Source organism: Bradyrhizobium sp. T-1 (genome assembly GCF_053592855.1).
Genome location: NZ_CM132115.1, coordinates 4,033,426 through 4,057,301, shown reverse-complemented (window position 1 = coordinate 4,057,301; position 23,876 = coordinate 4,033,426). Strand labels below are relative to the sequence as shown.

The 23,876-nt window shown below is 63.4% G+C and carries 21 protein-coding genes; 5 read left to right on the top strand and 16 right to left on the bottom strand.

Annotated elements, in window-relative coordinates; translation table 11 throughout:
• Positions 1 to 14: 14 nt before the first annotated feature.
• The 5 genes from ACWAT4_RS19485 to ACWAT4_RS19465 all read right to left on the bottom strand — a co-directional run bounded on the left by ACWAT4_RS19485 (position 15) and on the right by ACWAT4_RS19465 (position 6,020).
• Positions 15 to 854 carry a segregation and condensation protein A gene (locus ACWAT4_RS19485; RefSeq protein ID WP_212300778.1) on the bottom strand — a complete coding sequence of 280 codons (840 nt, stop codon included), beginning with the start codon at positions 852 to 854 and terminating at the stop codon, positions 15 to 17.
• A complete protein-coding gene (locus ACWAT4_RS19480) occupies positions 851 to 1,288 on the bottom strand; it encodes a hypothetical protein (protein ID WP_449731146.1) in 438 nt (145 codons plus the stop codon). Before ACWAT4_RS19480 ends, ACWAT4_RS19485 begins: the two co-directional genes overlap by 4 nt.
• 45 nt (positions 1,289 to 1,333) lie before the next feature.
• The gene (locus ACWAT4_RS19475) at positions 1,334 to 2,881 is read right to left on the bottom strand and encodes an SPOR domain-containing protein (protein WP_449731232.1); all 1,548 of its coding nucleotides are present in this window, start codon (positions 2,879 to 2,881) and stop codon (positions 1,334 to 1,336) included.
• A gap of 142 nt (positions 2,882 to 3,023) precedes the next feature.
• On the bottom strand, positions 3,024 to 4,814 hold the full coding sequence (gene argS / locus ACWAT4_RS19470; protein ID WP_449731145.1) for an arginine--tRNA ligase: 1,791 nt from the start codon (positions 4,812 to 4,814) through the stop codon (positions 3,024 to 3,026).
• Positions 4,815 to 4,823: 9 nt separating this feature from the next.
• Entirely contained in the window at positions 4,824 to 6,020 is a 1,197-nt protein-coding gene (locus ACWAT4_RS19465; protein ID WP_249148998.1) for a deoxyguanosinetriphosphate triphosphohydrolase, read from the bottom strand.
• Positions 6,021 to 6,141: 121 nt separating this feature from the next.
• Here ACWAT4_RS19465 and erpA point away from each other — a divergent pair, with 121 nt between their 5' ends.
• A complete protein-coding gene (erpA, locus tag ACWAT4_RS19460; protein WP_449731144.1) occupies positions 6,142 to 6,471 on the top strand; it encodes an iron-sulfur cluster insertion protein ErpA in 330 nt (109 codons plus the stop codon).
• A gap of 122 nt (positions 6,472 to 6,593) precedes the next feature.
• Here the strand turns inward: erpA and ACWAT4_RS19455 are convergent, their stop codons facing one another.
• The 7 genes from ACWAT4_RS19455 to ACWAT4_RS19425 all read right to left on the bottom strand — a co-directional run bounded on the left by ACWAT4_RS19455 (position 6,594) and on the right by ACWAT4_RS19425 (position 15,317).
• Positions 6,594 to 7,826 (bottom strand): transposase, encoded by a 1,233-nt coding sequence (locus tag ACWAT4_RS19455; protein WP_449731143.1) that lies wholly within the window; start codon positions 7,824 to 7,826, stop codon positions 6,594 to 6,596.
• 165 nt (positions 7,827 to 7,991) lie between these two features.
• On the bottom strand, positions 7,992 to 8,747 hold the full coding sequence (locus tag ACWAT4_RS19450) for a DUF4272 domain-containing protein (protein ID WP_449731142.1): 756 nt from the start codon (positions 8,745 to 8,747) through the stop codon (positions 7,992 to 7,994).
• Between the two features lie 74 nt (positions 8,748 to 8,821).
• Entirely contained in the window at positions 8,822 to 9,898 is a 1,077-nt protein-coding gene (locus tag ACWAT4_RS19445) for a cobaltochelatase CobT-related protein (RefSeq protein ID WP_449731141.1), read from the bottom strand.
• Between the two features lie 129 nt (positions 9,899 to 10,027).
• Positions 10,028 to 11,137 (bottom strand): dienelactone hydrolase family protein, encoded by a 1,110-nt coding sequence (locus tag ACWAT4_RS19440; RefSeq protein ID WP_449731140.1) that lies wholly within the window; start codon positions 11,135 to 11,137, stop codon positions 10,028 to 10,030.
• A gap of 118 nt (positions 11,138 to 11,255) precedes the next feature.
• Positions 11,256 to 12,230, bottom strand: a complete 975-nt coding sequence (locus tag ACWAT4_RS19435; RefSeq protein ID WP_449731139.1) for a DUF4132 domain-containing protein — start codon at positions 12,228 to 12,230, stop codon at positions 11,256 to 11,258.
• Entirely contained in the window at positions 12,179 to 12,877 is a 699-nt protein-coding gene (locus ACWAT4_RS19430) for a hypothetical protein (protein WP_449731138.1), read from the bottom strand. The genes ACWAT4_RS19435 and ACWAT4_RS19430 overlap by 52 nt, the downstream gene beginning before the upstream one ends.
• Positions 12,878 to 12,986: 109 nt before the next feature.
• Positions 12,987 to 15,317, bottom strand: coding sequence for an ATP-binding protein (locus ACWAT4_RS19425; RefSeq protein WP_449731137.1), 2,331 nt, complete (start codon positions 15,315 to 15,317; stop codon positions 12,987 to 12,989).
• Between the two features lie 134 nt (positions 15,318 to 15,451).
• Between ACWAT4_RS19425 and xth the strand changes: the two genes are divergently transcribed.
• On the top strand, positions 15,452 to 16,249 hold the full coding sequence (gene xth, locus ACWAT4_RS19420) for an exodeoxyribonuclease III (RefSeq protein ID WP_212300790.1): 798 nt from the start codon (positions 15,452 to 15,454) through the stop codon (positions 16,247 to 16,249).
• Positions 16,250 to 16,337: 88 nt separating this feature from the next.
• Here the strand turns inward: xth and ACWAT4_RS19415 are convergent, their stop codons facing one another.
• The 3 genes from ACWAT4_RS19415 to ACWAT4_RS19405 form a co-directional block, all read right to left on the bottom strand.
• Positions 16,338 to 17,162 carry a tetratricopeptide repeat protein gene (locus tag ACWAT4_RS19415; protein WP_212300791.1) on the bottom strand — a complete coding sequence of 275 codons (825 nt, stop codon included), beginning with the start codon at positions 17,160 to 17,162 and terminating at the stop codon, positions 16,338 to 16,340.
• Positions 17,149 to 18,873, bottom strand: a complete 1,725-nt coding sequence (gene ilvD, locus ACWAT4_RS19410; protein WP_212300792.1) for a dihydroxy-acid dehydratase — start codon at positions 18,871 to 18,873, stop codon at positions 17,149 to 17,151. Before ilvD ends, ACWAT4_RS19415 begins: the two co-directional genes overlap by 14 nt.
• A 692-nt stretch (positions 18,874 to 19,565) precedes the next feature.
• Positions 19,566 to 19,922, bottom strand: coding sequence for a hypothetical protein (locus ACWAT4_RS19405; protein WP_212300793.1), 357 nt, complete (start codon positions 19,920 to 19,922; stop codon positions 19,566 to 19,568).
• Between the two features lie 165 nt (positions 19,923 to 20,087).
• Between ACWAT4_RS19405 and ACWAT4_RS19400 the strand changes: the two genes are divergently transcribed.
• Positions 20,088 to 20,366, top strand: coding sequence for a metal/formaldehyde-sensitive transcriptional repressor (locus ACWAT4_RS19400; protein WP_063706516.1), 279 nt, complete (start codon positions 20,088 to 20,090; stop codon positions 20,364 to 20,366).
• Between the two features lie 5 nt (positions 20,367 to 20,371).
• A complete protein-coding gene (locus tag ACWAT4_RS19395) occupies positions 20,372 to 21,433 on the top strand; it encodes a nickel/cobalt efflux transporter (RefSeq protein WP_449731136.1) in 1,062 nt (353 codons plus the stop codon).
• Between the two features lie 33 nt (positions 21,434 to 21,466).
• Here the strand turns inward: ACWAT4_RS19395 and ACWAT4_RS19390 are convergent, their stop codons facing one another.
• Positions 21,467 to 22,387 (bottom strand): DUF1259 domain-containing protein, encoded by a 921-nt coding sequence (locus ACWAT4_RS19390; RefSeq protein WP_449731135.1) that lies wholly within the window; start codon positions 22,385 to 22,387, stop codon positions 21,467 to 21,469.
• A 429-nt stretch (positions 22,388 to 22,816) separates the two neighbouring features.
• On the opposite strand from ACWAT4_RS19390, the gene ACWAT4_RS19385 reads away from it, so the two are divergent.
• Entirely contained in the window at positions 22,817 to 23,875 is a 1,059-nt protein-coding gene (locus ACWAT4_RS19385) for a Cj0069 family protein (protein ID WP_449731134.1), read from the top strand.
• The last annotated feature ends 1 nt before the right edge of the window (position 23,876 follow it).

Sequence of the window (23,876 nt, the reverse complement as noted above, 5' to 3'; positions counted from 1 at the left end):
TCTCCTTCTTGCACTTAACCGACCGGCGCGTCGGGCGCAGGTGCTGCGTCCACGACCGGTTTCGGGCGCCCCTTCCGGAAATAGATGGGCGCAAACGCCTCTTTCTGGTTCAGCTCGAGCTGACCTTCACGCACGAGCTCGAGCGCGGCGGCGAAGCTCGAGGCGAACACCGTTGCGCGCTGCGTCGGATCGGCGACGTGACGGATCAGGAAATCGTCGAGCACGCCCCAGTCGTCCTGTTCGGTGATGCTGCCGACCAGCCGCTCCAGCGTGGCCCGTGCCTCGGCGAGCGACCATACGGTGCGCTTGGCCAGATGCACGCTCGCCAGCACGCGCGACTGGCGCTGTGAGGCATAGGCGGTAAGCAGGTCGTACAGCGTCGCGGTATATTTCGGATGCTTGATCTCAGCGATCTGCTCGGGCTCGCCGCGCGGAAAAATGTCGCGCAACAATTGCTGCCGGTTCATCAGCCGATTGGCAGCTTCGCGAATGGCTTCCAGCCGACGCAGCCGGTTGGCGAGCGCGGTTGCCATTTCCTCGGCGCTCGGACCTTCCGCGCTCGGCGGCTCCGGCAGCAGCAGGCGCGACTTCAGGAAGGCAAGCCAGGCCGCCATCACCAGATAGTCGGCGGCAAGCTCAAGCCGGATCTTTCGCGCGGCTTCGATGAAGTGAAGATACTGGTCGGCGAGCGCCAGAATCGAGATCTTGGCAAGGTCGACCTTTTGCTGCCGCGCCAGCGCGAGCAACAGGTCGAGCGGGCCTTCATAGCCCTCGACGTCGACCACCAACGCCGGCTCGCCTTCGGCCAGCTCTGCGGGCCGGCCGGTTTCAAACGATAGGATTTCTGCGGTCATGCGGATGCCGTGTTTGCGGTCAATGCGTCCAGTTTCGCATTGTCGTTGCTGTGAAGCGGCGCGCCGGCCACGAACATGGCGCGAACCCGCTCGCCAATGCGTCCCGCCAGCGTCTTCATCGGCACGTCATTACTCATTAACAAACCCTGGAACCCGATTGCGCTGCGAATCACCTGAGCAATCATTGTCGCAGAAGTCGTCACTGGATGGACCGGCTCGGCGGCGCCATCCACGGGAATGCTGAGACCGGCGAGATCGGCCGCGATCGGTCGCGCCGTCGTCAATTCCCTAGCTGGACCCGCAACTTGGGTCGAAATCTCGAAGCGGAGATTGAAGAGGATGACGTTCCACGAGCATTTGTCACGGACAAGCGCCCGCTCAGCGGCGGTCAGTTCCGTTCCGGATACGCCGGTGATGAAGGCCCGCGTGCTCATGGGGCCGATTAACCCTGCCCCGCGAGGGGGTCAAGGAAACGGCCGTTAATTCCTCTGGACGAAGCAGGCAGACAAGCCGGCGGACTTCAGGTTGTTGCAAGCCTGCGTCGCTTCCTCAGCCGAACCATAGGGACCGGCGAAGGCACGGTAGACGATCCCCTTGCCCTTGTCGGTCAGGTCGACGCGCTTGATCACCGGCGAGCGGGATCCAAGCACGCTACCATACTTGCTCTGGAGCACACGGTAGGACGCGGCGGCACTATCCTCGCTCTGCTGCGAGGACACTTGCACGACGTAGCCACCGCCGCTGCTCGCGGGAGCAATCTGCGTCGGATTGGTCGCGGCCATGCGCTGCGGCGGCTCTGCCGGCGCCGCCTGCGGCGCCAGCGAGAGCGGCTGGTTGACACTGGCATTGGCGGAGGTGGGTGGCGTGCGCGGCGCAGCCGGTGCGGCGAGCGGTTTTGGCGGCGCGACCGGCTTGGCGGGCGACGGTGCGGCGGCCTGCGGCACGGCACTGTCGGTCTGGTCACCCTTCACCGACACAGTCTTGATCGAGCGCGGCGCGTTGTTCGGCATGGTCCCGTTGCTCGACGTCGGGCCAGCATTCGGCGGCGGAGCAGCCGATGGCGACACGCTCGCAACCGACGGCGGGTTGGCATTTTGGTTGAGCGGCGGAAAAATCACGCGAGGGCCGGCCGCCTTGGCGTTGACGTCGACAGGCGCCTCCTCGCGCGGCACGATCTTTTCGCTGCCGTCACCGCTCACCATGCGGTCCGGTACCTTGGCCGAGGAATCCGAGGGTGCCGGCACAATCTTGGTCGGCGTGTTGTCGGCCTTGATGATCGGTGGTTCGCCGCTGCGGGGCGAGCCGATATAGGTCTTGTAGGCGAAGGCCGCTCCCGTACCGACCACGGCGAGCGCGAGGATCGCCGCAACGGTCATCATGCCGCCGCGTGACTTCCTGGGCTCATCGAGATCGGCCTCGGGATAGTCGCTCTGGAACGCATAAGGATCATCCGGATAGGCCGACTCGCGCTGAAAATCCTGCTCGCCCGTCTCGAGCCGCCCGTAGAGCGTATCATCGTAGCGCGCCGGATCAGGCTGCTGCTCGTACGGCGCCTCGTAGGCTTGGTGCTGGGCCTGCTCCTGATGGTAGGCTTGATCCTGATAAGCCTGATCCTGATAGGCTCGGTCCTGATAGGCCTGCGGCTCGGGTACGGCCGGCTGAGCTGAATAGCGATGCAACGGATGAACGGGATTCACGGTGACGGGACAGTCAGGCTCGGGCGCCGGCTGCGGCTGCACATTGGCGCGCCGCATCCATGAGGGCGGCCCCGGCTGAGACGGCGCGGCCTGCTCGGCATAATCCTGCTGATAATCGTCGTGCGGATAATCATCATCCTGATAGCTCTGCGCAGGTGCAGGTGCTGCTGCGGGTCGCGCACCCGGGCGGCCCTGCGCTGCGAACGGATCGGTCTGCCCGATCAGACGCGCGAGCTCGGCCAAGGGATCGTTGTCCGCCTTCCCATGCTGGTCGCCACCGCGACCATAGTCATCGGAGGGAAACGGTCTGTCGTGATATCGATCGGCCATCGTGATGATGCGTCCCTTCGGGAAAGCCGCGCGCCCCTCGACCAAGGCGCAGCTTTCGACCCACAAGGCTTTCAACCAAGTCTAAGCGATCCGGCTTCTGCCGGTACCCCCACAATATTCCCCTTAAGTAGTTCGCCCCAAACTACCGCATCTCGTCCGGAGCATGGACGCCGAGGATGGCGAGGCCCGATGCCAGGACAGAGACGACGCCCTGGACCATGGCCAGCCGCGCCTTTGTAAGATCTGCATCATTATTGATAATGAAGCGTAAATAGGGCAAATCGCGCCCCTTCGTCCAAAGTGCGTGAAATTCGCTCGCTAAGTCATAGAGATAAAAGGCAATACGGTGCGGCTCGTGGGCCGCGGCGGCCGCTTCCAGCATGCGCGGATAAATTGCGAGGCGCTTAAGAAGATCAAGCTCAACGGGGTCCGACAGCCGTTCCACCGCCGACTCACTCAGCCAAGCGATGCGCTTGTTGGCATCCTCGGGCAGTTCCGGGAACATTTCGGCCCGCGCGTTACGGAAGATCGAGTGGCCGCGGGCATGGCCGTACTGGACGTAGAACACCGGGTTGTCGCGCGACTGTTCCATGACCTTGGCGAGATCGAAGTCGAGCACCGCATCGTTCTTGCGGTAGAGCATCATGAAGCGGACGGCGTCCTGACCGACTTCATCCACCACCTCACGCAAGGTGACGAAGTCCCCGCTCCGCTTGGACATTTTCACGGGCTCGCCGTTGCGCAGCAACTTCACGAGCTGGACGATCTTGACGTCGAGCGCGCCCTTGCCCGAGGTCGTCGCCTTCACCGCCGCCTGCATGCGCTTGATGTAGCCGCCATGATCGGCGCCCCAGACGTCGATCATCTCCGCAAAACCACGGTCGAACTTGTTCTTGTGGTAGGCGATGTCGGAGGCGAAGTAGGTGTAGGAATTGTCCGACTTGATTAGCGGACGATCGACGTCGTCACCGTAGGCCGTCGCCTTGAACAACAGCTGCTCACGGTCTTCCCAGTCTTCGACCGGCGCGCCCTTCGGCGGCGGCAGGCGGCCTTCATAGATGTCGCCCTTGGCCTTCAGGAAATCGATGGTCTCGGCCACCTTGTTGTTGCCGGCCTCGATCAGCGAGCGCTCGGAGAAGAACACGTCGTGGCGGATGTTCAGGGCGGCGAGATCGTCCCTGATCTCGTCCATCATCATCGCGATTGCCTTGGCACGGACCGTCGGCAGCCATTGCGCCTCGCTCATCGCGAGCAGCTTGTCGCCGTGCTCCTTGGCCAGCGCCGCGCCAACGGGCTTCAGATAGTCGCCGGGATAGAGCCCTTCCGGGATCGCGCCGATGTCCTCGCCGAGCGCCTCGCGGTACCGGAGAAATGCGGAGCGCGCGAGCACGTCGACCTGCGCGCCGGCGTCGTTGATGTAATATTCGCGGGTGACGTCGTGGCCGCCGAACTGGAGCAGGCTCGCCAGCGCATCGCCGAACACGGCGCCGCGGCAATGGCCCACATGCATCGGCCCGGTCGGGTTGGCCGAGACGTATTCGACATTGACCTTGGAGCCACCGCGGACACGGCCGTAATCGGCGCCCTCGCGCAGCACCGTCCGCAGCGCCTCGGCCCAGGCCGCCGGCTTCAGCGTCAGATTGATGAAACCGGGGCCGGCGACATCGACCTTGGCGATCAGCCCGTCGGCGCGCAGCCGCTCGGCGATCTGCTCGGCGAGGTCGCGGGGCTTCGCCTTTGCCTCTTTCGCAAGCACCATGGCGGCGTTGGTTGCCATGTCGCCATGGGAGGCATCGCGCGGCGGCTCGACCACCACACGCGAGAAATCGATGCCCTCGGGCCAGTTGGCGGCCGCCGCAAGCGCGCGGCAGGCGGCGTGCACACGAGCGAGCACGTCGGCGAACAGATGCGGTGCTGAGAATGTGTCGGGCATGGGCGCCGCCTAACGCAAATCCGGGGTCGAGTCAAAAAGCCGCTGATGCTCGGTCAGGGCGAAACGGTCGGTCATTCCGGCAATGAAATTGCCGATCCGGCGGGCCCGGTCGCCCTCGTCGTCGCCCTCCGCCCCGACCAGCCACTCCGGCGGCAGGTCGGCCGGCGATGCCAGGTATTTCGCGAACAGATCGAACAGGATCTGCTCCGCCTCCGCCATCACCCGCATCACCCGCTTGTGACGGTACATGTGCTGGTAGAGGAAGGCCTTGATCGCGGCCTCCTCCTCGGCGACCACGGCCGGAAACGCGATCAGCGCCCGGCTCTGCTGGCGCACGTCCTGGGCCGATTGGGGCCGGACGGCGGCAATGTTCTTCTGCGCCTCCGCGAACACCGCGCCGATCAGGTGCGAGATCAGCTCGCGCACCAGCTCCGCCCCGCGCCTGACGTCTTCGAGGTCAGGGTAATGCGCCGAGGTCTCGGCGATGATCTCGGCGGTGAGCGGCATGACCTTGAGGTCGTCGAGGTGGAACAGGCCGGCCCGCAGGCCGTCGTCAATATCATGGGCGTCATAGGCAATGTCGTCGGCGATCGCGGCGACCTGGGCCTCCAGCGAGGCAAAGCTCCAGAGTTCAAGGTCGTAGGTCTTGATGTAGTCGGCGATACCGACGGGAACGCCGTGCTCGCGATAGCGTCCGACCGGCGCGCCGCTGCGATCGGTCAGCGGACCGTTGTGCTTGACGATGCCCTCGAGCGACTCCCAGGTCAGATTCAGCCCGTCGAATTCGGGGTAGCGGTGCTCGAGCGAACCGACGACGCGCAGCGCCTGGGCATTGTGGTCGAAGCCGCCGAAATCCTTCAGGCAGGCATCCAGCGCCCGCTCGCCGGCGTGACCGAACGGCGGATGGCCGAGATCATGGGCGAGCGCGAGGGTTTCGGTGAGGTCCTCGTCGAGCCCGAGCTGCCGGGCCAGCGCGCGGGCGACCTGCGCCACCTCCAGCGAATGGGTCAGCCGGGTGCGGTAGTGGTCGCCTTCGTGGAACACGAACACCTGGGTCTTGTACTTCAGGCGGCGGAACGCGGTCGAATGGATCACCCGGTCGCAATCCCTGCGGAACGGGCTCCGGGTCCGGCTCGGCGGCTCCGCGACCAGCCGGCCGCGGCTGCGCTCGGGGTCGCAGGCATAGGGCGCGCGGGGGGCAGCCATTCCGACGGACACGACGAATTTAGTCCCTATCCATTTGATTCTGCGTATCCTTGCACTTAACTATGCCGGACGCGGGATACCAAATGAATTGGGTATGACGTGGCCCTATCGGAGACGAGCTATGACCACCCCTGTGACCATCAGTGACCGTGCCGCCCGCCGGATCGGGGAGATCCTCAAAGGCGAAGGCACAGGCGCGATGCTGCGCATCTCGGTCGAGGGCGGCGGCTGCTCCGGCTTCCAGTACAAGTTCGACATCGACCGCGACCGCACCGAAGACGATCTCGTGATCGAGCAGGAGAACGCGGTGGTGCTGGTCGATTCCGCCTCGCAGCCGTTCCTGGCGGGCTCGCAGGTCGACTTCGTCGACGACCTGATCGGCGCCTCATTCCGCGTCAACAATCCCAACGCGACGGCGTCCTGCGGCTGCGGCACAAGCTTCTCGATCTGATCGATTTCAAAACCTGCAAAACAACCCCATGCACAGTAGCCGGGTCACCGGCGCGGTGCACTTCGGCTTTTCCGAATTTCGTTGACGCGTCGAGGCTGGGCAAGAATTGGTTATTGGCGGCCTCAGGTCGGAACGGACCGGCCGATTGCGAGCCGCGGCGGGATATTTGTCCAAAATATCTCTGGAGCAAGCTGGATGGGCTGCAGGAGGGCTGCGAGGATACATCGGCAAGCGGCAAGCGTCTTTGCGAGCGCAGCCAGAAATCCGTCAAATCCAAGGATGTTGAGCGCACGAGTGAAGTTGTAGCAGAGGGCCATCAGGCCCCATTCGCCGCGGACCTTGTCGAAGCCGCGGACCAGGAAATGACGATAGCCGGCACGGCATTTGAGCGTGCCAAACGGATGCTCGACAATCCCCGAACGACGGCGCATCAGCTCGCCCGCGCCCTGCATCCGTGCGCGGTGACGTTCGAGAACATCTTCATGCTCCCAGCGACCAATGGTCCGACAGGCGGTGGTCGGTGAGAGACAGCGGACCTTGAGCGGGCAGCTCCTGCAGATTGCTGCACGGGCTGCGTAGCGGATCTCGATGCGGCCGCTGGTGTTCTTTTGCCTGCTCTTGAACGGATGCAGCGATTGGCCCGCGGGACAACGATAGGTGTCGGTTACGCCGTCATAATTGAACTCCTTGAGCGCAAAGCGGCCTTGCTTCTCGAGCCGCGCGTTACCTTCGGGCAGCGGCACATAGGCAATGATACCCTCGTCCTCGCAGGCCTTCAGTTCGACACTGCTGTAATAGCCCTCATCGGCCAGCGCCTGCAGCGTCTCGGCTCCAAGAGCCTCTTTGGCCGCCTTGGCCATCGCAGAGAGCTGTCGAACATCACTGCTGTCGTTGACTACCTCACTCGCGACAATGAGCTTGTGCTTGTCGTCAACCGCGGCCTGCACATTGTAGCCTGCAATGCCCTGACCGTTCTTGACCAGAAGCCGGGCGTCCGGATCTGTCAGCGACATTTGTGTCTCGCCATTCTCTTCCAGCCGAGCGAGATCGGCCTCGGCACGCGAACGCTTCGCCATCAGCGCCGCAACCTTCGCGCCGATATCGCCGCCATCTCCTCGGCCATCCCCGCCCGCGCGATCCTTCCCAGGCTTCCTGGCTTCTGCTGCATCATTGTCTTCGAGAGACTTGCGGTAAGCCTCGATCTCCTGGTCCAGCCTTGCGATCTGGTCGAGCGCGCAAACGAAGCTCTCGATCGCCCGGACCGGATTGTCCGGCCCGACATAGTCCTCAATCCGCGCAGGAAGAAGACTGGGTTGCTCCCGGCTCTCGCCGGTCTTGAATGTGCGATTCGCCATAAGACGAATCCTACATCAACTCCCAGAAAACAACGTTCTTGCCCAGCCTCGTCGGGCAAAACAGGGGTAGGATGTAATCATCGTGAGGTCCCCAAGAGCGTTAGCTCGACGGGACACGTCTGCGTGGTTCGATACCACCTCGCACCGAAGCGACCCCGGCCGCAGTCAGGTGTGAGTCGTGACATCATCCCACGCTTCGTCATCGTATCCGATGAGCCAGTTCAAAGCGTGGTGTCGTTCTTTCGTCACGCCAGGCTCTAGAGCAGCCGGTACCTGCTGTCCTTTAATGCGAGCGTTTCTAACAGCCCAGTGGTACCTGTAGATCAGATCGGCTTGATCAAGGATTTCGGAAATCGGACGAAGTTCGGAGTCTTCGATAAACTCAGAGGTTGTCCTTTCGGCCATTGTGCTTGCAGCGAAACCCACATCACAAATCTGCGCTGGCTTGCCTAGTTGGGCCACGAAGCCCAATGCCCAAAGCAGAGTCCAAGCGGCTTCGTGCCTCCACGTGAATTGAATCCGGTCGTGCTGCGAGGGGGACTTGTCGAGCACGAAGGCGAGCTCCTCGGGAGTCAGATGTGCCCGGAGCTCGTATGATTCCAGAAGTCGTTCAACTAGTTCTTCCCCAAGTCCTTCGCCCTTTGCAGCAACGAAAAGGACACAAAGAGTGCGCAGCGCGACTTCTTCTTTCGACCGTTTCAGCGCCTCAGCCGTGGTCTCAATAACGGGCAATGTGGCGAGGACAGGTACGCCCTCGGCTCGAAGGACCTTTTCTGACCTGAGCTTTCGATCAATAGCTTCCGCTGAGATCCCCGCGTTCTCCACTGACAGCCTCCCATTGATCGCGCCAATTCGCGAAACGCTTGTAAAACGTACAATATCACGAGGCATCTTCGACAGCGACAAGATCGAGATGCCCATCACAGCCTTGGCGCCTGGAGAGCATGCCAGACTGCGGCATCACTTCGATTGCCGCTTCCGCACGAACAGACGCATCAAGGCGACGGGTGTAACAGTCGATTGATGAGCTGAACCAGGGTGTCCTCCAATTCTTCCGGAGCGCTGACGGTGATGCCTTGCTTGTAATATTGCTCGACCGGGTGGCCGATGCCTATCGCCGCAAGTCTGATGTCGCCGGCTTGCTCTATCTCGCTGATGACACGGCTTAAATGGTAGCTCAGATACCCATCACCATTCGCGTGCAATGTGGAATCATCGACTGGCGCACCGTCGGACAGCACGATCAAATATTTCTGCCTTTCTTCGCGTCGGCGCAAACGCGACGCAGCCCATTCGACGGCTTCGCCATCAATGTTCTCCTTGACGAGGTCTCGCCTCAGCATGGTGGCACAGTGTCGCGCGCTCAGCTTCTCGCCGGCGCTGCAGTAGATGATGTGCAACAGGTCGTTCAGTCGCCCGGGATAGGAGGGCTGGCGATCGCTCAGCCATTTCTCCCGGCTCCGACCGCCCTTCCAGCGCGCGGTCGTGAAGCCGAGCACTTCCTGCTTTGCTCCGAGGCCGTCGAGCAGGTCGGAGGCAACCAGCGCGGCCCTGGCCGCGAACAGCATACGTTGCCCGCGCATTGATCCGGAATGATCGATGAGCAGTGACACGATCGTATCAGCGGCACCAAGAGCGGAGTTGTCTTGGGCCTGGGCAGTCTTCACGCCCGCACGCCGTGTAGCAAGTTGCTTTTCGAGGTCGTACAGCTGTCCAGGATCGACCTCGGGAAATTGCTCGGCCCAGCGCCGGTCAGGATCGGAGAGCCCCGCCACGAACGCGTCCAAATCGTCGGCCTTGATCTCCACGTCAAAATCTCGCGTATAGACCTGATAGGGCCGATCGGGATCGAACCGAACTGCGCGACGCCGCGATCTCCGAAGCGATGGCAAAAAGCTCAACGCGATGAGCGCAACAAGCGCCGTCAAGAAAGCATTACGCCAAAGCAAGCCAGGCTCCAGTGATATCGACAGCAAGGCGCAGCGAGTGGTTAGCAGCGCAGGCCGGATGACTCGAACGTCTTCGAGGCCCGAAATATTGCCGTATAAACCCTCAGCGGTGCCAGTATCCAAGCGCGATTATCTTCCCGGCAAGCAAACGCCAGCCGACACCCCTGTAGATTTCGATCCGCTCGTGAGGCGACAGTAACAGAAGCTGGCGACCCGGGTTTGCACAGACAAAAGGATCGCGTGGACCGTGGTTCAATCCCCCGCAAGCTTCTGTCCGACCGCGTAAAGCCTGCAATCTTCGCCGCGCGAATTGATCTTGCATTTCATCACAGCAGGCTCGCGCGCCTCGATAGCCGTGCGGCCAAATCCAGTCCCGCAGTGGCCGTGCGTGCTCACCGCGAAGGCCTTGGCATCATCGGGATTGGCGAGGTAGTCCGCGAACGCGTCCTGACAAGCGGCGACAGCCCCCGGCGGGATCGGCAGCTCAGCGAACAACGGCGCCCCTATGACAGTCTTGGTTGGGAGACCCAATTTTTCAAGAAAGGGATCGACGGACGGAAACCAGGTGTCTGCCGGCGCGAGCACGACGGTATTGTGGCCGTTCGGTTCGAACGGAGGCAGCAGACGCAACTGCGCAGGCGCACCGCCAGCGCTGTAGGCCGCGAACATGCGCCGTGCCAAATCGGGACCGTAGAATTGATCGTTCTCGGCATAGAGCCAAAGCACCGGGACACGGGCCGTGCGCCCCAATGCGGCGACTGTATCGACCAGATTATCAGGTGAGCAGGGTTGGTTGGGTGCGGAGAAGCTGTGCCGACCGCCATCGAAATTCACGGCGCCAACGACCCCCGGTATGTTCTCTGCGGCGACGGCCATAACCGTGAGCCCCCCAACGGAATGACCGAGCAAAACGACATGCTCAGCGTCGACCCAGGGCTCATTACGCAGTGAAGCGACCGCCGCAATGATATCGTCGCTGGCAGCGTGCACGGCCGGAAGATAGTCGCAGGTCTGCCGCGCAGACTCGGAGAACCCTCCCCCGGATCGGCCATAGCCACGACGCATGATCGAGACCACTGCATATCCTCGCTGCGCGAAGGCGACGGCGGCCTTGCTATAGCCGACCGGAGAGCGGTTGAGGAGTTCAGTGAAGAATTCCTCGCCGAAGCCGCTAGGCATGCCGTGAGTGATCACGACCAGAGGAAATTTGCCGGGACGATCAGGACGAACCACGAAGCTTTCCAGCGACACCTTGTTGCCGGAGATCACGACAGGCAACATCATGTGCGCGCTCATCAGCGCCCCGTCGCCGGCGCGGGCGGAGGCCGTGAACAAGATGAGAAGCAGGGCAAGGAAGCGCATGGCGCCGCAACGTAACACGGTGCATCCGAATTGCCAGCGTCCGGCCAACCGGTGCGGACACGCATATTCTATTCGCGCATGGGTTAACGCCTTCGGGCGCCTTGTCGGCGCCCGACGCTCACCCAACGAGTTGGGAGAGAATAGTGGGATCTTCGATCCGATCGTCCTGAGCGAGCAGCATCGCTTTGGAGAGGATCAGCGACAGCGTCGGGTTGCCTTCCGAAGGCAGAAAATCCAAATCGTCCTCACCGCCTTTGGGCACAATGCAAAGGTGGCGGCCGCTGTCCGCAAGCAGGCTCGCTCCCGATCCCAGGTGAATGCGATACGTCGTCCGCTTCCCGTCGACGATCAACCAGTCGCCGGCGATGTGGCAACTCGCGGCAATGGCGAGCGAGGGCAGCAGCGTCTCCAGGAACGCCTTTCGCAGCGCCTGAGCCTCGCCACGATCAGCGCTCGCGAAGTCGTCGCGGTAGCGTCCGGCGTTGGGCAGTTCGGAAACCGGCATCGAGGCCCCGGCGCCGCGGTCAGTCCAGAAACGGTCCGCAGCAATGGAGGTCGCGTCGATGGCGGTCTCCAGATCGCACAATGTCTCGCTGAACGCCACGGTAGGAACCTCGTCGAGCGGCAGCGGCGCGTCCGCGACGGTGCCTTTCGCATCGAGGGCGTGGAAGGCGAGCCGGTCCGTTGTCACATATTCGTAATTCGGCGCGCCGTATTCCTCCGGTACGCTGGGCGCGCCGACGCCGGAGAACCAGAACTCGGCCGCTACCCCGAAGGCCGGCAGCAGCAGCCGGTTCGGCTTAGCGTCCGACCTTTCGTCGTCGGCGACGCGGCTCGCCGCGATCCAGCCGCGCTTGCGAAGGATCGCGATCAGCACCGGCTGATGCAGGATATGGCCAGCGAAGCGATTGGAATAGGTTCGCGTCGCGCGCTCGGCATCCGTCACGACGTAGCTCGCACGCCATGCCTGCGCGAAGGGCTGGCGTATTCCGCTGGCTTTCAGCCGTTCGCGCCAGGCTGCAACGGCGCCCATGCGCTCGGTCAGCGGATGCCACATGCGCACGCTGGCTTCCGGCCCGGGAAGCGGGAGCACCGCGCCATCCATCTGCAAAATCGTTCCATCACCGCGTGCGTCCCCAACATTTCGGTGCGCGTGCCGTCCGGCCCGATGCCGTAATCGGGCGTCGCCAGATCGTGCATGTCGTCGAGGCCGAGCCCCACCTTGGCGCCCGCGGCTGCAAGCGCCGTGTCAACCAGCTTGGCGACCGACTTGTCGCGGATGGCGCGTCGCAGCCGCGCCAGCGCATAGGCCGCCTCGAGGGTTCCGATTTGTCCGAGCGACCACAGCACGGCATTGCCCGCCGCCTGGGAGCGGAAGTCACCGGACCTCTTGAAGTAGAATTCACGGCCTGCGGCCTCGAGCAGATCAGGCACGCGTGCGTCGTCAATGCGCGACAACGCCCAGACAACGCCGCGGGCAATGGCGACGTTCGGCTCCGACATCGGCCGGCGCAGGCGATGTTCGGCATCGCGCCGCGCGTCCGCGCCCTCCCACGGGGTATGACGCGGACCGAGGAAATGTGCGCTTTGCGCGCAATAGTGCAACGCCAGGCGGCGCAACGCATGGGTTCGGCTGTGCTTGCGCGTCGTGCGGTCAAATTCGGCCCGAAGAAGCGAAAGGTTATTGAACGCCATGAAGGCTTTTGGTCCTTGCACCAGCTTCAGCCGCGGCGGGCGCATCGTGCAGCACCTCTTTTTCAGTAACCTTCGCCGATGCGTCGAAAAGCGTTGGGGCCCTGAACTGAAACTCCTTACTCAATGTCTCCCTCCGACATTTCATGGAAAAGCTTCAAGCGCCGGTGATCTGCCGTTCCTCCTCCGTCCACTCCACCTCATCAGGCATCAGCCCCGGCTGTAGCGGCGCATTCTCGGTCATTACGTGTCCATCCAGCGCACGCAGCAGGGCCGCGGCCAGCGCGGGCTTCCGTAGGGGCTTCGCCAAAAAGTCCGACATGCCGGCCTCGCGGCAGATCTTGACGTCTTCGGGGAAGGCGTTGGCGGTCAGTGCGACGATCGGCAGGGCGTCGAAGCGCCCTCGTTCCGCGCGGATCGCCCGGGTTGCGGCAAGGCCGTCCATCTCAGGCATGCGCACGTCCATCAGCACGATGTCGTAATCGCCTTCGGACACGGCCGCGACGGCTTCGACACCGTCGGTGACGACCTTGAGCTCGACGTCGAAGGCACCAAGCATCTTGCTCACGACCATGCGGTTGACGGCATCGTCCTCCGCGACGAGCACCTTCAGCGGCCGATCAAGTTCGGCGATACGCGCCTTGAGATCGTCGGCTTCGTCCCGGCCGGCGTCCTGGTCGGACATCTGCACCTGGCTCCACGGCAGCACCAGCGTGAAGCGGAAGGTCGAGCCCTCACCCGGCGTCGAGGTGACAGCGATGGTGCCGCCCATTTGCTCGATGATGCGCCGGGAGATCGCAAGGCCGAGCCCGGTGCCGCCGAAGCGGCGGCTGATCGAGGCATCGGCCTGGGCGAAGTCGGAGAACAACTGCCCGAGCTTCTCGGGCGCGATGCCGATGCCGCTGTCGGTCACCGTCCATTCGACGGTCGCGAGCAGATCGCGGCGCGCCTGGCAGATGGCCTTGATCGTCACCTCGCCCTGATCGGTGAACTTCACCGCGTTGGAGGCGAGATTGAGCAACACCTGACGGATGCGCGCGACGTCGCCGCGCAGCGTCGGCGGCAGGTTCGGATCGAGCTCGACCTTGACGCTGAGACCTTTGCTCTTGGCGCTCGCGCGCACCACGGTCGCAACCGTCTCGACCAGCGACTGCGGCGCAAAGTCGATCGCCTCGAACTGGAAGCGTCCGGCCTCCAGCTTGGAGAGATCGAGGATGTCGTTGAGGATGCGCTGAAGGTTGTCACCGGACTCGCGGATCGTGATGACGGCCTCACGCTGCTCCGGATCGAGCTTGGTCTCGAGCAGCATGCTGGCGAGCCCGAGCACGCCGTTCATGGGGGTGCGGATCTCGTGGCTCATCACGGCGAGGAAATCCGACTTCGCGCGGCTCTCGGCCTCGGCCTTCTCCGCGCGCCAGCGTTCGGTGACGTCGCGGCCGAAGCCGCAATAGCCTAAAAATTGCCCGTCGCGGTCATAGGCCGGCTTCGCGGTCAACGACCACAGCCGCGCCTCGCCGCCGGCGACGACCTTGAGGTTCATCTCGTGCAGCGGCTCGGCGTGCTCCATCAGGCCGACGACGTTGTAGGCGGCCGCCTTGTCCTCGGGGCAGAGCATGTCGAGCACATCGGCGAAATGCGATCCCTTCAGCAGCGGAAGCGGCAGCTGCGCGACGTCGGCGAAGCGTTGCGGCACGTCGGTAAGATGCCCTTCGGCATCGGTCTGCCACAACCAGTCGCTGGCATTGTCCTGAAAATCCTTCAGCAGCAGCGAGATGATCTCGGTCTGGCGCTCGAGCTCGAGCTGGGCCTTGAGATTGCCGAGGAACAGATTGCCTTGCGAGACGATGTTGCGCGCCATGAAGAACGCGAACAGCGTCAGAAATACCGCCGTGACGAGATAAGGCCCGGCGCCGCACGAGAGCAGCGCGCCGGCGCAGGCGACCGTCATGGTGGCGAGATAAACGAGGCCGGCACGGGGGAACGTCGATAGCGTGAAGGCACCGCCCGACATCATGCCGACCATCAAGCAGGCCAGGATGAGCTGACTGGTCGGCGCAACGCGGCTGAACAGCGCGAGCGGCAGCGTGCCCCAGATCGCCGCGAGGAAGAAGGCCTGCCGCAGCATGTGGCGCGCCGCGCGCGGAGGAGCCTCCTGCGGCGGATTGCGATGCGACCGCTTCCACGCGCGCACGGCGAGCGAGGCGGTGACGGCAAGTGTCATGCCCCAGATCGCGAGGAAGTCGTTCCAGCCGCTGCCCCAGAACAGGATCAGCACGACGCCGACATTGAGCATGGTGACCGCCATGGTCACCGGGATCGTCCTCGTTACAGCGTCGATCTGCTTGGCGCGGATCCGGCGCAGCTCGCGCTCGCTGAGATCGGCGGTGAGGCCGTCCTCGATCTCGAAGCCACCGAGCCAGTAGAGGAACGCGCCGATCAGACCGTCGCGCGGCTCAGTTGGCATCATGGATTTGTCCGGCCATCCCATCAGAAGAACCTTTTGACGATCAATGACCTGCCGCCGGCTTAAGCCGGGTTAATTTTGTGGGAGATTTTGCGGCGTCCTTGACGGGCACGTTTGCATTTTGTTCTAACCATGGCCCCCGCCCGGAGCCCTCACCAATGCCCATCAGAGTAGCCACCTGGAACGTGAATTCGGTCCGGCAGCGGATCGACCTGCTGCTGACCTGGCTCAGGGAGTGCCAGCCGGACATCGTCTGCCTGCAGGAGATCAAATGCGTCGACGAGGCGTTCCCGCGGCTGGAGATCGAGGCTTTGGGCTACAACGTCGTGACGCACGGGCAGAAGACGTTCAACGGCGTCGCCCTGCTCTCCAAGCTCAAATTCGACGAGACCAAGTCGGGGCTGGCCGGCGACGACGAGGACGCCCACGCCCGCTTCCTCGAGGGCGTGGTCACGCTCAAGTCCGGCGTGCTGCGCATTGCATGCCTCTATCTGCCCAATGGCAACCCGGTCGGGACCGAGAAATATCCCTACAAGCTCAAATGGATGTCGCGGCTTCTTGAGTATTCGAAGGAGCGCCTTAAGACCGAGGAGCCGCTGATCCTCGCCGGCGACTTCAACGTCATTCCGCATGCCCGCGACGTCCACAACCCCGCGGCCTGGACCGAGGACGCCCTGTTCAAGGCCGAGACGCGCGAGAGTTTCCAGTCCCTGCTCGGCCTCGGCCTGACCGATGCCTTGCGCGCCGTCACCGACGAGGGCGGGCTCTACACCTTCTGGGACTACCAGGCCGGGGCCTGGCAGAAGAACCACGGCTTGCGCATCGATCATCTGCTGCTGTCGCCACAGGCCAGCGACAAGCTCGCCAATGTCGGCATCGACAGTTATGTGCGGGGCTGGGAAAAGCCGTCGGACCACGTGCCGGTGTGGGCGGATCTGGATCTGGAGGCGGCGTAACGCCGCTCGCGGAACGGTGGGTTACGCTTGCGCCGTTCCGCTTTGAATGACCGAGAACGTAGTCGCTACCCTACCCTACGAGACCGAGTTACTCGCGGCGGCCCTGCACCCACTGTTCCAGCATTTGCAGGCACATGGCGCGGTCGTCGTCGGAGGCCTTGGCGAAGGCGCGGTTGTAGTTTTCCTTGATCCAGGTCTCGTCCGTGCCCGCGCTGTCACGCGCGAGCGTCAGCCACATCAGGCCGCGCGCGGCCTGCCGCGGCAGACGGTCGCCGTTGAACAGCATCTGCCCAAGCAGCGCCTGGGCCTCGTGCTGGCCCTTCTGGGCGGCGAGGCCGAGCCAGCGCGCGCCGTAGCGGAAATCCTCGCGTGAAGCGTCCGGCGTCTTCAGATAGAGCCGGGCGAGATCATACTGCGCATCCGCATTGCCGAAATAGGACGCGGCATAGGAGAACATCTCCCGCGCCCGGTCCGGATCCGGCTTGATCTTCGAGTTCGGGATGCCGCTGAGATAATAGCGGCCGAGCGCGACAAAGGCGTTGGCCACGACCTGCGCCTGCGGCGCCGACGGACTGTCCTCGGCATGCGCATTGGCGATCCGGGTAAAATATTCGAAAGCGCGCACGTCATCCTGGGCCACGCCGTCGCCACTGGCGTACATGCGGCCGAGCTTCCACTGCGCGATGGGGTGACCGCCCTCGGCGGCATATTGGAGGGCGCTAAGCGAGGTTTCCTGGGGCGCAACCGGCGACACCGATTTGCGCATCGCACCCGCCGCCCCGGGCAAGGTGGTCACGACAGGGATGGCCGCATCCTTCTGGTTGACCGGTGCGCCATCGAAGGCGACCGCCGGCGCGGCCAGCGCGGTAGCCCCCAACACAAACGCAACTATGGCACGCCTAGATGTCCGCATAGCACTGTTTCTCGTGCGCGCCGCCCGGATGGGTCACTGCCCCCCCGACCGCTGGTCCAACCTGCTGGGCATATTTCCAGAGCGCACCCGACGTGTGGTTAGTCGCGCGAGCGCTCCATTTGGTCTTGCGCTGAGCGAGCTCAGCGTCACTCAATTTTACGTTAAGAGTGCCGATGTCGGCGTCGATCTCGATGATGTCGCCGTCCTCGAGCAGCCCGATCGGGCCGCCGACTGCCGCCTCAGGCCCGACATGGCCGATGCAGAAGCCGCGGGTGGCGCCCGAGAAGCGACCATCGGTGATGAGCGCGATCTTGCCGCCCATGCCCTGCCCGGTCAGCGCTGCGGTGGTCTGGAGCATTTCCCGCATGCCGGGGCCGCCCTTGGGGCCCTCGTAGCGGATCACGATGACTTCGCCTTCCCGGTAGGTGCGCTTCTGGACCGCCTCGAAAGCATCCTCCTCACGGTCGAAGCACCTGGCCGGACCGGTAAACTTGAGGTTGGACATTCCAGCGACTTTCACGATCGCACCTTCTGGCGCCAAATTGCCCTTCAAACCAACCACACCGCCCGTGACGGTGATGGGCTTGTCTGCCGGGTGCACCACGTCCTGGTGCGGATTCCATTTCACGCTTTTGAGGTTCTCGGCGATCGTTCGACCGGTGACCGTAATGCAGTCACCGTGGAGAAATCCGTTGTCGAGCAGCGTCTTCATCAGAAGCGGTATGCCACCTACTTCAAACATGTCTTTGGCGACATAACGGCCGCCCGGCTTCAAATCCGCGACATATGGTGTCTTTTTGAAGATTTCTGCCACGTCGAACAGGTCGAACTTGATACCGGCCTCGTGCGCGATCGCCGGCAGGTGCAGCGCAGCATTGGTAGAACCGCCCGAGGCCGCAACGACGGCAGCTGCGTTCTCCAGCGCCTTGCGGGTGACGATGTCGCGGGGGCGGATGTTGGACGCGATCAGCTCCATCACTTTCTCGCCCGCGGTCATGCAGAAGGCGTCGCGGATTTCATAGGGTGCCGGAGCACCGGCCGAGTAAGGCAGCGCGAGGCCGATGGCTTCCGACACGGTCGCCATGGTGTTCGCCGTGAACTGCGCGCCGCAGGCGCCCGCCGAGGGGCACGCCACACGCTCGATCTCGTCGAGGTCCTCGTCCGACATGGCGCCGACCGAGTGCTTGCCGACCGCCTCGAACATGTCCTGCACGGTGACCTGCTGGCCGCGGAAATTGCCGGGCAGGATCGAGCCGCCATAGATGAAGATCGAGGGCACGTTGAGGCGGATCATCGCCATCATCATCCCCGGCAGCGACTTGTCGCAACCGGCGAGCCCGACGAGAGCGTCATAGGCGTGGCCGCGCACGGTCAACTCGACGGAGTCGGCGATGCATTCCCGCGACGGCAGCGAGGAGCGCATGCCGTCATGGCCCATGGCGATGCCGTCAGTGACGGTGATCGTGCAGAATTCGCGCGGCGTGCCGCCGGCGGACGCGACGCCCTTCTTCACCGCCTGCGCCTGGCGCATCAAGGCGATGTTGCAGGGCGCGGCCTCGTTCCAGCACGAGGCGACGCCGACGAAGGGTTGGTGGATCTGCTCGGTGGTCAGACCCATGGCGTAGAAATAGGAGCGATGGGGCGCGCGCGCAGGACCTTCCGTCACGTGACGGCTCGGCAGCCTGTGCTTGATGTTGGTCTTCGCGTTCATCGCGACCAGTTTCCTTGGCTAACCCTTGTCAGACCCGGAACATCAGACCCAAGATTTGAATCGGCCTTGGAATTTCCCGCCGCCTGCAAGGGACCAGCCCAGCCCCTGAAAACATTAGAGCGATTTTATTCATGTTCGGGTGTGGCCAAAAAGCGGCGTTGATGCGAACGGGCTGCGATAAGGGTTAAATCGCACAGGAATGTTGCGCAGACAGCACAATCGTTACCGGGAAGACACGGGATTGCTTACTGTAATACCCTCGCGAATGTGACAACGCACAATCTCTGATTTCATCATACCAGACGCGCGCCCAGATTCCTGCGCGATGATGGACAGACACCCGCGTGAGTCGATCAAACTGCTCCTCCATCATCCTGAGGCTTCGGCGGGCAAGGCGCCGGCAATGATTGAGTGTGAGGGCACGGACTCATCCTCCAGCCGACGTTGTCATTCCCCGCGAAGGCGGGGAATCCGGTACGCCCGCGGCCTCTCGGCTCAATCACAACCGTCGCTGGAATACTGGATCGTCCGGTCAAGCCGGACGATGACAGCGAGCGTATGGATACACACTCCTTCGCATCCTCGCGGCGCAACTCGCTCGAGCTTTCCTCGATCTCTCCACTCTCTCGTCTGAGATGACACAGGAAAGGTCGGGGGCTGACCTGTCCGACGGAGCAAGTGAATTGTGATCTTTAGAAACCGCAATCGCGATATTGCCTGCTCGCGAGACGGAAATGCGTGCCGACCTCGACGAAGTCGACGTCAATGCATTGGTGTCCGCGGCGAACCTCAGTGAGCCCCTCACACCTCAGATATTCGATGTTGATGCGCCAGCGCTTCTCGACCGGAGAATAGGTTGCGAAGTCGTGCTGGGCGCTGGCCGGTCCCTTGCACATGCTTGCGATGTACTGGCGGATTTCAGGAGGCAGCGTGCCGATATGCTCGGGATTCCAGGGATCATCCTTGGATGGGGAGCTTGCTCTTGAATCTGCCGGCAATGCGCTCGCGAGCAGAAGGGAAACTCCGAGAATGAGTGTGCGCATCAACATATTGGGCTCCTCCCACTGATGATGGCCGGCTCAACAATAGTCCTTCTCGAGCCCGAAGCGGCGGACAAAGTTGAACCGAGGACCCGTCTCCCCGTACCGGCAGCGCTGATTGCGTTGCAGCATGCGTGCATTGACTCATATAGGGTACCCCCCTATCTTACTTTCATGTCGCACACGATCAAGCACAAGTCGAAGCTCATTGGCCGGGTCCGTCGCATCAAGGGGCAGCTCGAGGCGGTCGAGCGTGCGCTGGAGTCGGAGATCGGCTGCGCCGATGTGCTGATGCTGGTGGCGTCGGTGAAGGGCGCGATCAGCGGTCTCACCACCGAGTTGCTGGAGGACCACATCCGCCATCACGTCGTGGATCCCGCGCACGAAAAGGATCCGGAGAAAGCCAAGGGCGCCGCCGACCTCATCGACGTCGTCCGAACCTATTTGAAGTGAACGCAATGACCGACCTGTCTCATCTGCTCCAGCAGAGCAGCGCGCATGCATGGCTGTTCGTGCCCAGCGCGATCCTGCTCGGCGCGCTGCATGGTCTCGAGCCCGGGCATTCCAAGACGATGATGGCCGCGTTCATCATCGCCGTCAGGGGAACGGTGCTTCAGGCCGTGCTGCTCGGCCTGTCGGCGACCATCTCCCATACCGCGATCGTCTGGGCGGTTGCCCTCGCGGGGCTGTATTTCGGCCGGGAATTGTCCGGGGAACGCAGCGAGGCCTATCTGCAACTGGCATCCGCAATCATCATCGTCGGCATCGCCGGCTGGATGGTCTGGCGCACCTGGCGGGATCAGAACCACGGGCACGAGCACCACCACCACGACGAGCCGCAAGCCATCTCGCTTGCCGGCCTGCCGCTGTTGCTGGAGGTGTTCGAGGACGGCGTGCCCCCGCGCTGGCGCATTCGCAGCGAGAGCGGCGCGCTTCCCGCCAGCGACGAGGTCAAGGTGACCACGATCCGCGAGGACGGCTCGGAGCAGACCTTCGCGTTCGCCGCGCGGCATGGATATCTCGAAAGCGTCGAGGAAATTCCCGAACCGCATGCATTCAAGGCGCGTGTCGCTCTTGCCGGCGACGCGACCGAGCTTCTCTTTGAAGAGCATGATCACGACCACATCGATCTCGGCGACGAGGACGACGCTCACGCCCGCGCCCACGCCGCCGACATCCGCAAGCGCTTTGCGGGACGCAACGTGACGACCGCGCAGATCGTCCTGTTCGGTCTTTCCGGCGGACTGATCCCCTGCCCCGCCGCCATCACCGTGCTGCTGCTTTGCATTCAGCTGAAGCAGTTCAGCCTCGGCTTTGTCCTCGTGCTGTCCTTCGGCATCGGGCTTGCGATCACCATGGTGTCGGCCGGCGTTCTGGCGGCGCTCAGCCTGCAGCAGGTCGAACGTCACTGGGATGGCTTCAGCCGCTACGCCCACCGCGCACCCTACGTCTCGGCGGCCTTGATCGTCTTCGTCGGGCTCTACACCGGCTGGACCGGCCTGCACGCGCTGATCTCGTGACAGGCTGCGGGGCGGCAACATCTACTTCCTCGGTCAGCCTTTCGCGCTCGCGGTCTTGTCGAGCGCGGCCCGCAGGCCCTTGGCGAGCTTGATTGCATCATCATTGGCCCAGAAGTGCATGAAGAACAGCCGCGGCTGCTCGTCCAGCATGTGGCTGTGCAGGGCGGTCACCTCGATGCCATTCGTCAGCAGCGCCGCAATCACCGGGTTCACCTCGTCACCCGATAGAACGAAGTCGCCGGTGATGGCAGCCTTGCCGTTGCCGGTTGGCTGGAAGTTGATGCCGATCGCAACGCCCATCGCCCCGACCGGCGTGAGCGCCATGCCCTCCTGTGTGATCGGATCGCGGCGCTTGACGTTGAATTGGTAGACGCCGCCATTGGCCTGTCCCTTCACGCCGATGATCTGCTCGAGCTTGGCGGTGTCGAGATCGACCGCGGGCGGCGGATTGGCGGGCGCGGCAATTGTCAGCGGCGTCTTGCTTTCGGCGAGTGCATCGCGGATCGCAGAGGCGAGCTTGACGGGGTCGCCGTGTCCGGCGACATGCATGTAGAACGTCGCCGGGCTTGCACGCAGCAGATGATTATGCACGGCGGTGACCTCGAGGCCGCTCGCGATCATCTTCGCCATCACGGGATTGATCTCGGTCTCGAGCAGCACAAGGTCGCCCATCACCATGGCGCCACCATGGACCGGCTTGAACGCCACCCAGCCGCCAAGGGCCAGCGCCGGCTTGATCGCGACCCCGTCCAAGGTCACGGAGAGATCGCTGCGAGGAAATCCGTAGCGGTGGACATCATCCGAGACGGCGGCCTTGCGGCCGAGCGCTTGGTCGATCGCCTGCCAATTGACATCTTCCGCCCGGGCCGGCGAGACGAATTGCGCGGCGGGCGAGGCTGGGCCCAAGACGGCGGCCAGCAAGAGAACTGCGTGACAGAGTGTTCGTAGTCGCATGGTCCTTCTCCTGGTGTCCCGCCCCAGGTCGAATCTTTTCTGGCAGGCATCCGAACCGCGCGCGCCGGCGTATGCCGTGCGAGACGAATGAGCCAATCTGTCGAATGAACTCTCGGTCTGTGAAATGGACATGCTGCGCCCTTGATGATCAGGACGCGATGCTTGGGCATGTCGCCTCGCGGGGAGACCGCATATCCCCGATGTCCCGACTAGAGGCCCGGCGGTCCCAGCTGTCAATCAGTGGGCCCGCGAAAAGATTTCGAAGGTCCAATGGAACGAAATCGATTGCGCCCCCGGCCGCGAAAGCCAAGCGGTCGCGTCTTGCGGTTTCCGGACGATCGCGCATAGAATGCCCGGGTGGGGACGAGGCAGACTCCCCGTGAGACCTCGGTCCAAGTCTGCGCAGCACGCAATTCGTGGAGCTTGCGCATGGACACCCAATCCTCTCACCGATATTCCGTAACCATTGTTTCGCGGGGCGACGCAGCCGCGCGCCGCGACGCCACCGCACAAAACAGCCGCTTCGTTCGCGTCTTCGAAGCCCTCGCCGCCGCCGGCATCGCCGCACAGCCGGCGATCTACGATGAAAGCTTCACTGAAGCGGTCCGCGAGCAATTGCTTGCGGTCGACGGCGTGCTCGTCTGGGTCGATCCGATCCATCAGGGCAAGACGCGCGCGGGGCTTGATGCCCTGCTGCGCGAGGTCGCGGCGCGCGGCCCATGGGTCAGCGCGCATCCTGACGTCATCCTGAAGATGGGCGTCAAGGAGGTGCTGTACCGGACGCGCCGTCTCGGTTGGGGCGCCGACACTCATCGCTATGACAGCGCATCCGCTTTCGCAGCGCAATTTCCGCAGCGCCTGCGGGGCGACGGCCCGCGCGTGCTCAAGCAGAATCGCGGCAATGGCGGCCAAGGCATCTGGAAGGTCGAGGTGCTGCCGAACGCACCCACCACGGTTCGCGTGCTCCATGCGCTGCGCGGCAGCCTTCCGGAAGACATGCCGCTCGATGCCTTCATTGCGCGATGCGAACCGTATTTCGGCTGGGGCGGCTGCATCATCGACCAGCCATTTCAACCTCGCCTGCCCGACGGCATGATCCGCTGCTATATGAGCGGCGCCAAAGTCGCGGGCTTCGGCCATCAATTGATCAAGGCCCTGATCCCGCCGCCGCCTGAAGGGCCGGATGCGCCCGAGGCGCAACCGGGCCCACGGATCATGCACGGCCCCGATGCGCCTCAATTCCAGACGCTGCGGCGGCTGATGGAGGACGAATGGACGCCGCAGATGATGAAGCTGCTGGCTATCGATGAGGCGTCGCTGCCGGTGATCTGGGACGCGGACTTACTCTATGGGCCGCGCGATGCTGATGGCGCCGACACCTACGTTCTCTGCGAGATCAACGCGAGCTCGTGCTTCGCGATTCCCGACGAGGCGCCGGCGGCGATCGCAAGGACGGTGCGCGAGCGACTGGTGGGTGCGAGGCCGTAGT

Excerpts from the sequence above, each read along its gene's own strand:
- ACWAT4_RS19385 (WP_449731134.1), top strand. The coding sequence starts at position 22,817 with ATGGACACCCAATCCTCTCACCGATATTCCGTAACCATTGTTTCGCGG.
- ACWAT4_RS19465 (WP_249148998.1), bottom strand. The coding sequence starts at position 6,020 with ATGGCTGCCCCCCGCGCGCCCTATGCCTGCGACCCCGAGCGCAGCCGC.
- ACWAT4_RS19450 (WP_449731142.1), bottom strand. The coding sequence starts at position 8,747 with ATGGGCATCTCGATCTTGTCGCTGTCGAAGATGCCTCGTGATATTGTA.
- ACWAT4_RS19415 (WP_212300791.1), bottom strand. The coding sequence starts at position 17,162 with ATGCGGACATCTAGGCGTGCCATAGTTGCGTTTGTGTTGGGGGCTACC.
- ilvD (WP_212300792.1), bottom strand. The coding sequence starts at position 18,873 with ATGAACGCGAAGACCAACATCAAGCACAGGCTGCCGAGCCGTCACGTG.
- ACWAT4_RS19475 (WP_449731232.1), bottom strand. The coding sequence starts at position 2,881 with ATGGCCGATCGATATCACGACAGACCGTTTCCCTCCGATGACTATGGT.
- ACWAT4_RS19425 (WP_449731137.1), bottom strand. The coding sequence starts at position 15,317 with ATGGGATGGCCGGACAAATCCATGATGCCAACTGAGCCGCGCGACGGT.
- ACWAT4_RS19455 (WP_449731143.1), bottom strand. The coding sequence starts at position 7,826 with ATGGCGAATCGCACATTCAAGACCGGCGAGAGCCGGGAGCAACCCAGT.
- ACWAT4_RS19390 (WP_449731135.1), bottom strand. The coding sequence starts at position 22,387 with ATGCGACTACGAACACTCTGTCACGCAGTTCTCTTGCTGGCCGCCGTC.
- ACWAT4_RS19440 (WP_449731140.1), bottom strand. The coding sequence starts at position 11,137 with ATGCGCTTCCTTGCCCTGCTTCTCATCTTGTTCACGGCCTCCGCCCGC.
- ACWAT4_RS19485 (WP_212300778.1), bottom strand. The coding sequence starts at position 854 with ATGACCGCAGAAATCCTATCGTTTGAAACCGGCCGGCCCGCAGAGCTG.
- ACWAT4_RS19405 (WP_212300793.1), bottom strand. The coding sequence starts at position 19,922 with ATGTTGATGCGCACACTCATTCTCGGAGTTTCCCTTCTGCTCGCGAGC.
- ACWAT4_RS19480 (WP_449731146.1), bottom strand. The coding sequence starts at position 1,288 with ATGAGCACGCGGGCCTTCATCACCGGCGTATCCGGAACGGAACTGACC.
- ACWAT4_RS19400 (WP_063706516.1), top strand. The coding sequence starts at position 20,088 with ATGTCGCACACGATCAAGCACAAGTCGAAGCTCATTGGCCGGGTCCGT.
- ACWAT4_RS19430 (WP_449731138.1), bottom strand. The coding sequence starts at position 12,877 with ATGCGCCCGCCGCGGCTGAAGCTGGTGCAAGGACCAAAAGCCTTCATG.
- ACWAT4_RS19395 (WP_449731136.1), top strand. The coding sequence starts at position 20,372 with ATGACCGACCTGTCTCATCTGCTCCAGCAGAGCAGCGCGCATGCATGG.
- erpA (WP_449731144.1), top strand. The coding sequence starts at position 6,142 with ATGACCACCCCTGTGACCATCAGTGACCGTGCCGCCCGCCGGATCGGG.
- argS (WP_449731145.1), bottom strand. The coding sequence starts at position 4,814 with ATGCCCGACACATTCTCAGCACCGCATCTGTTCGCCGACGTGCTCGCT.
- xth (WP_212300790.1), top strand. The coding sequence starts at position 15,452 with ATGCCCATCAGAGTAGCCACCTGGAACGTGAATTCGGTCCGGCAGCGG.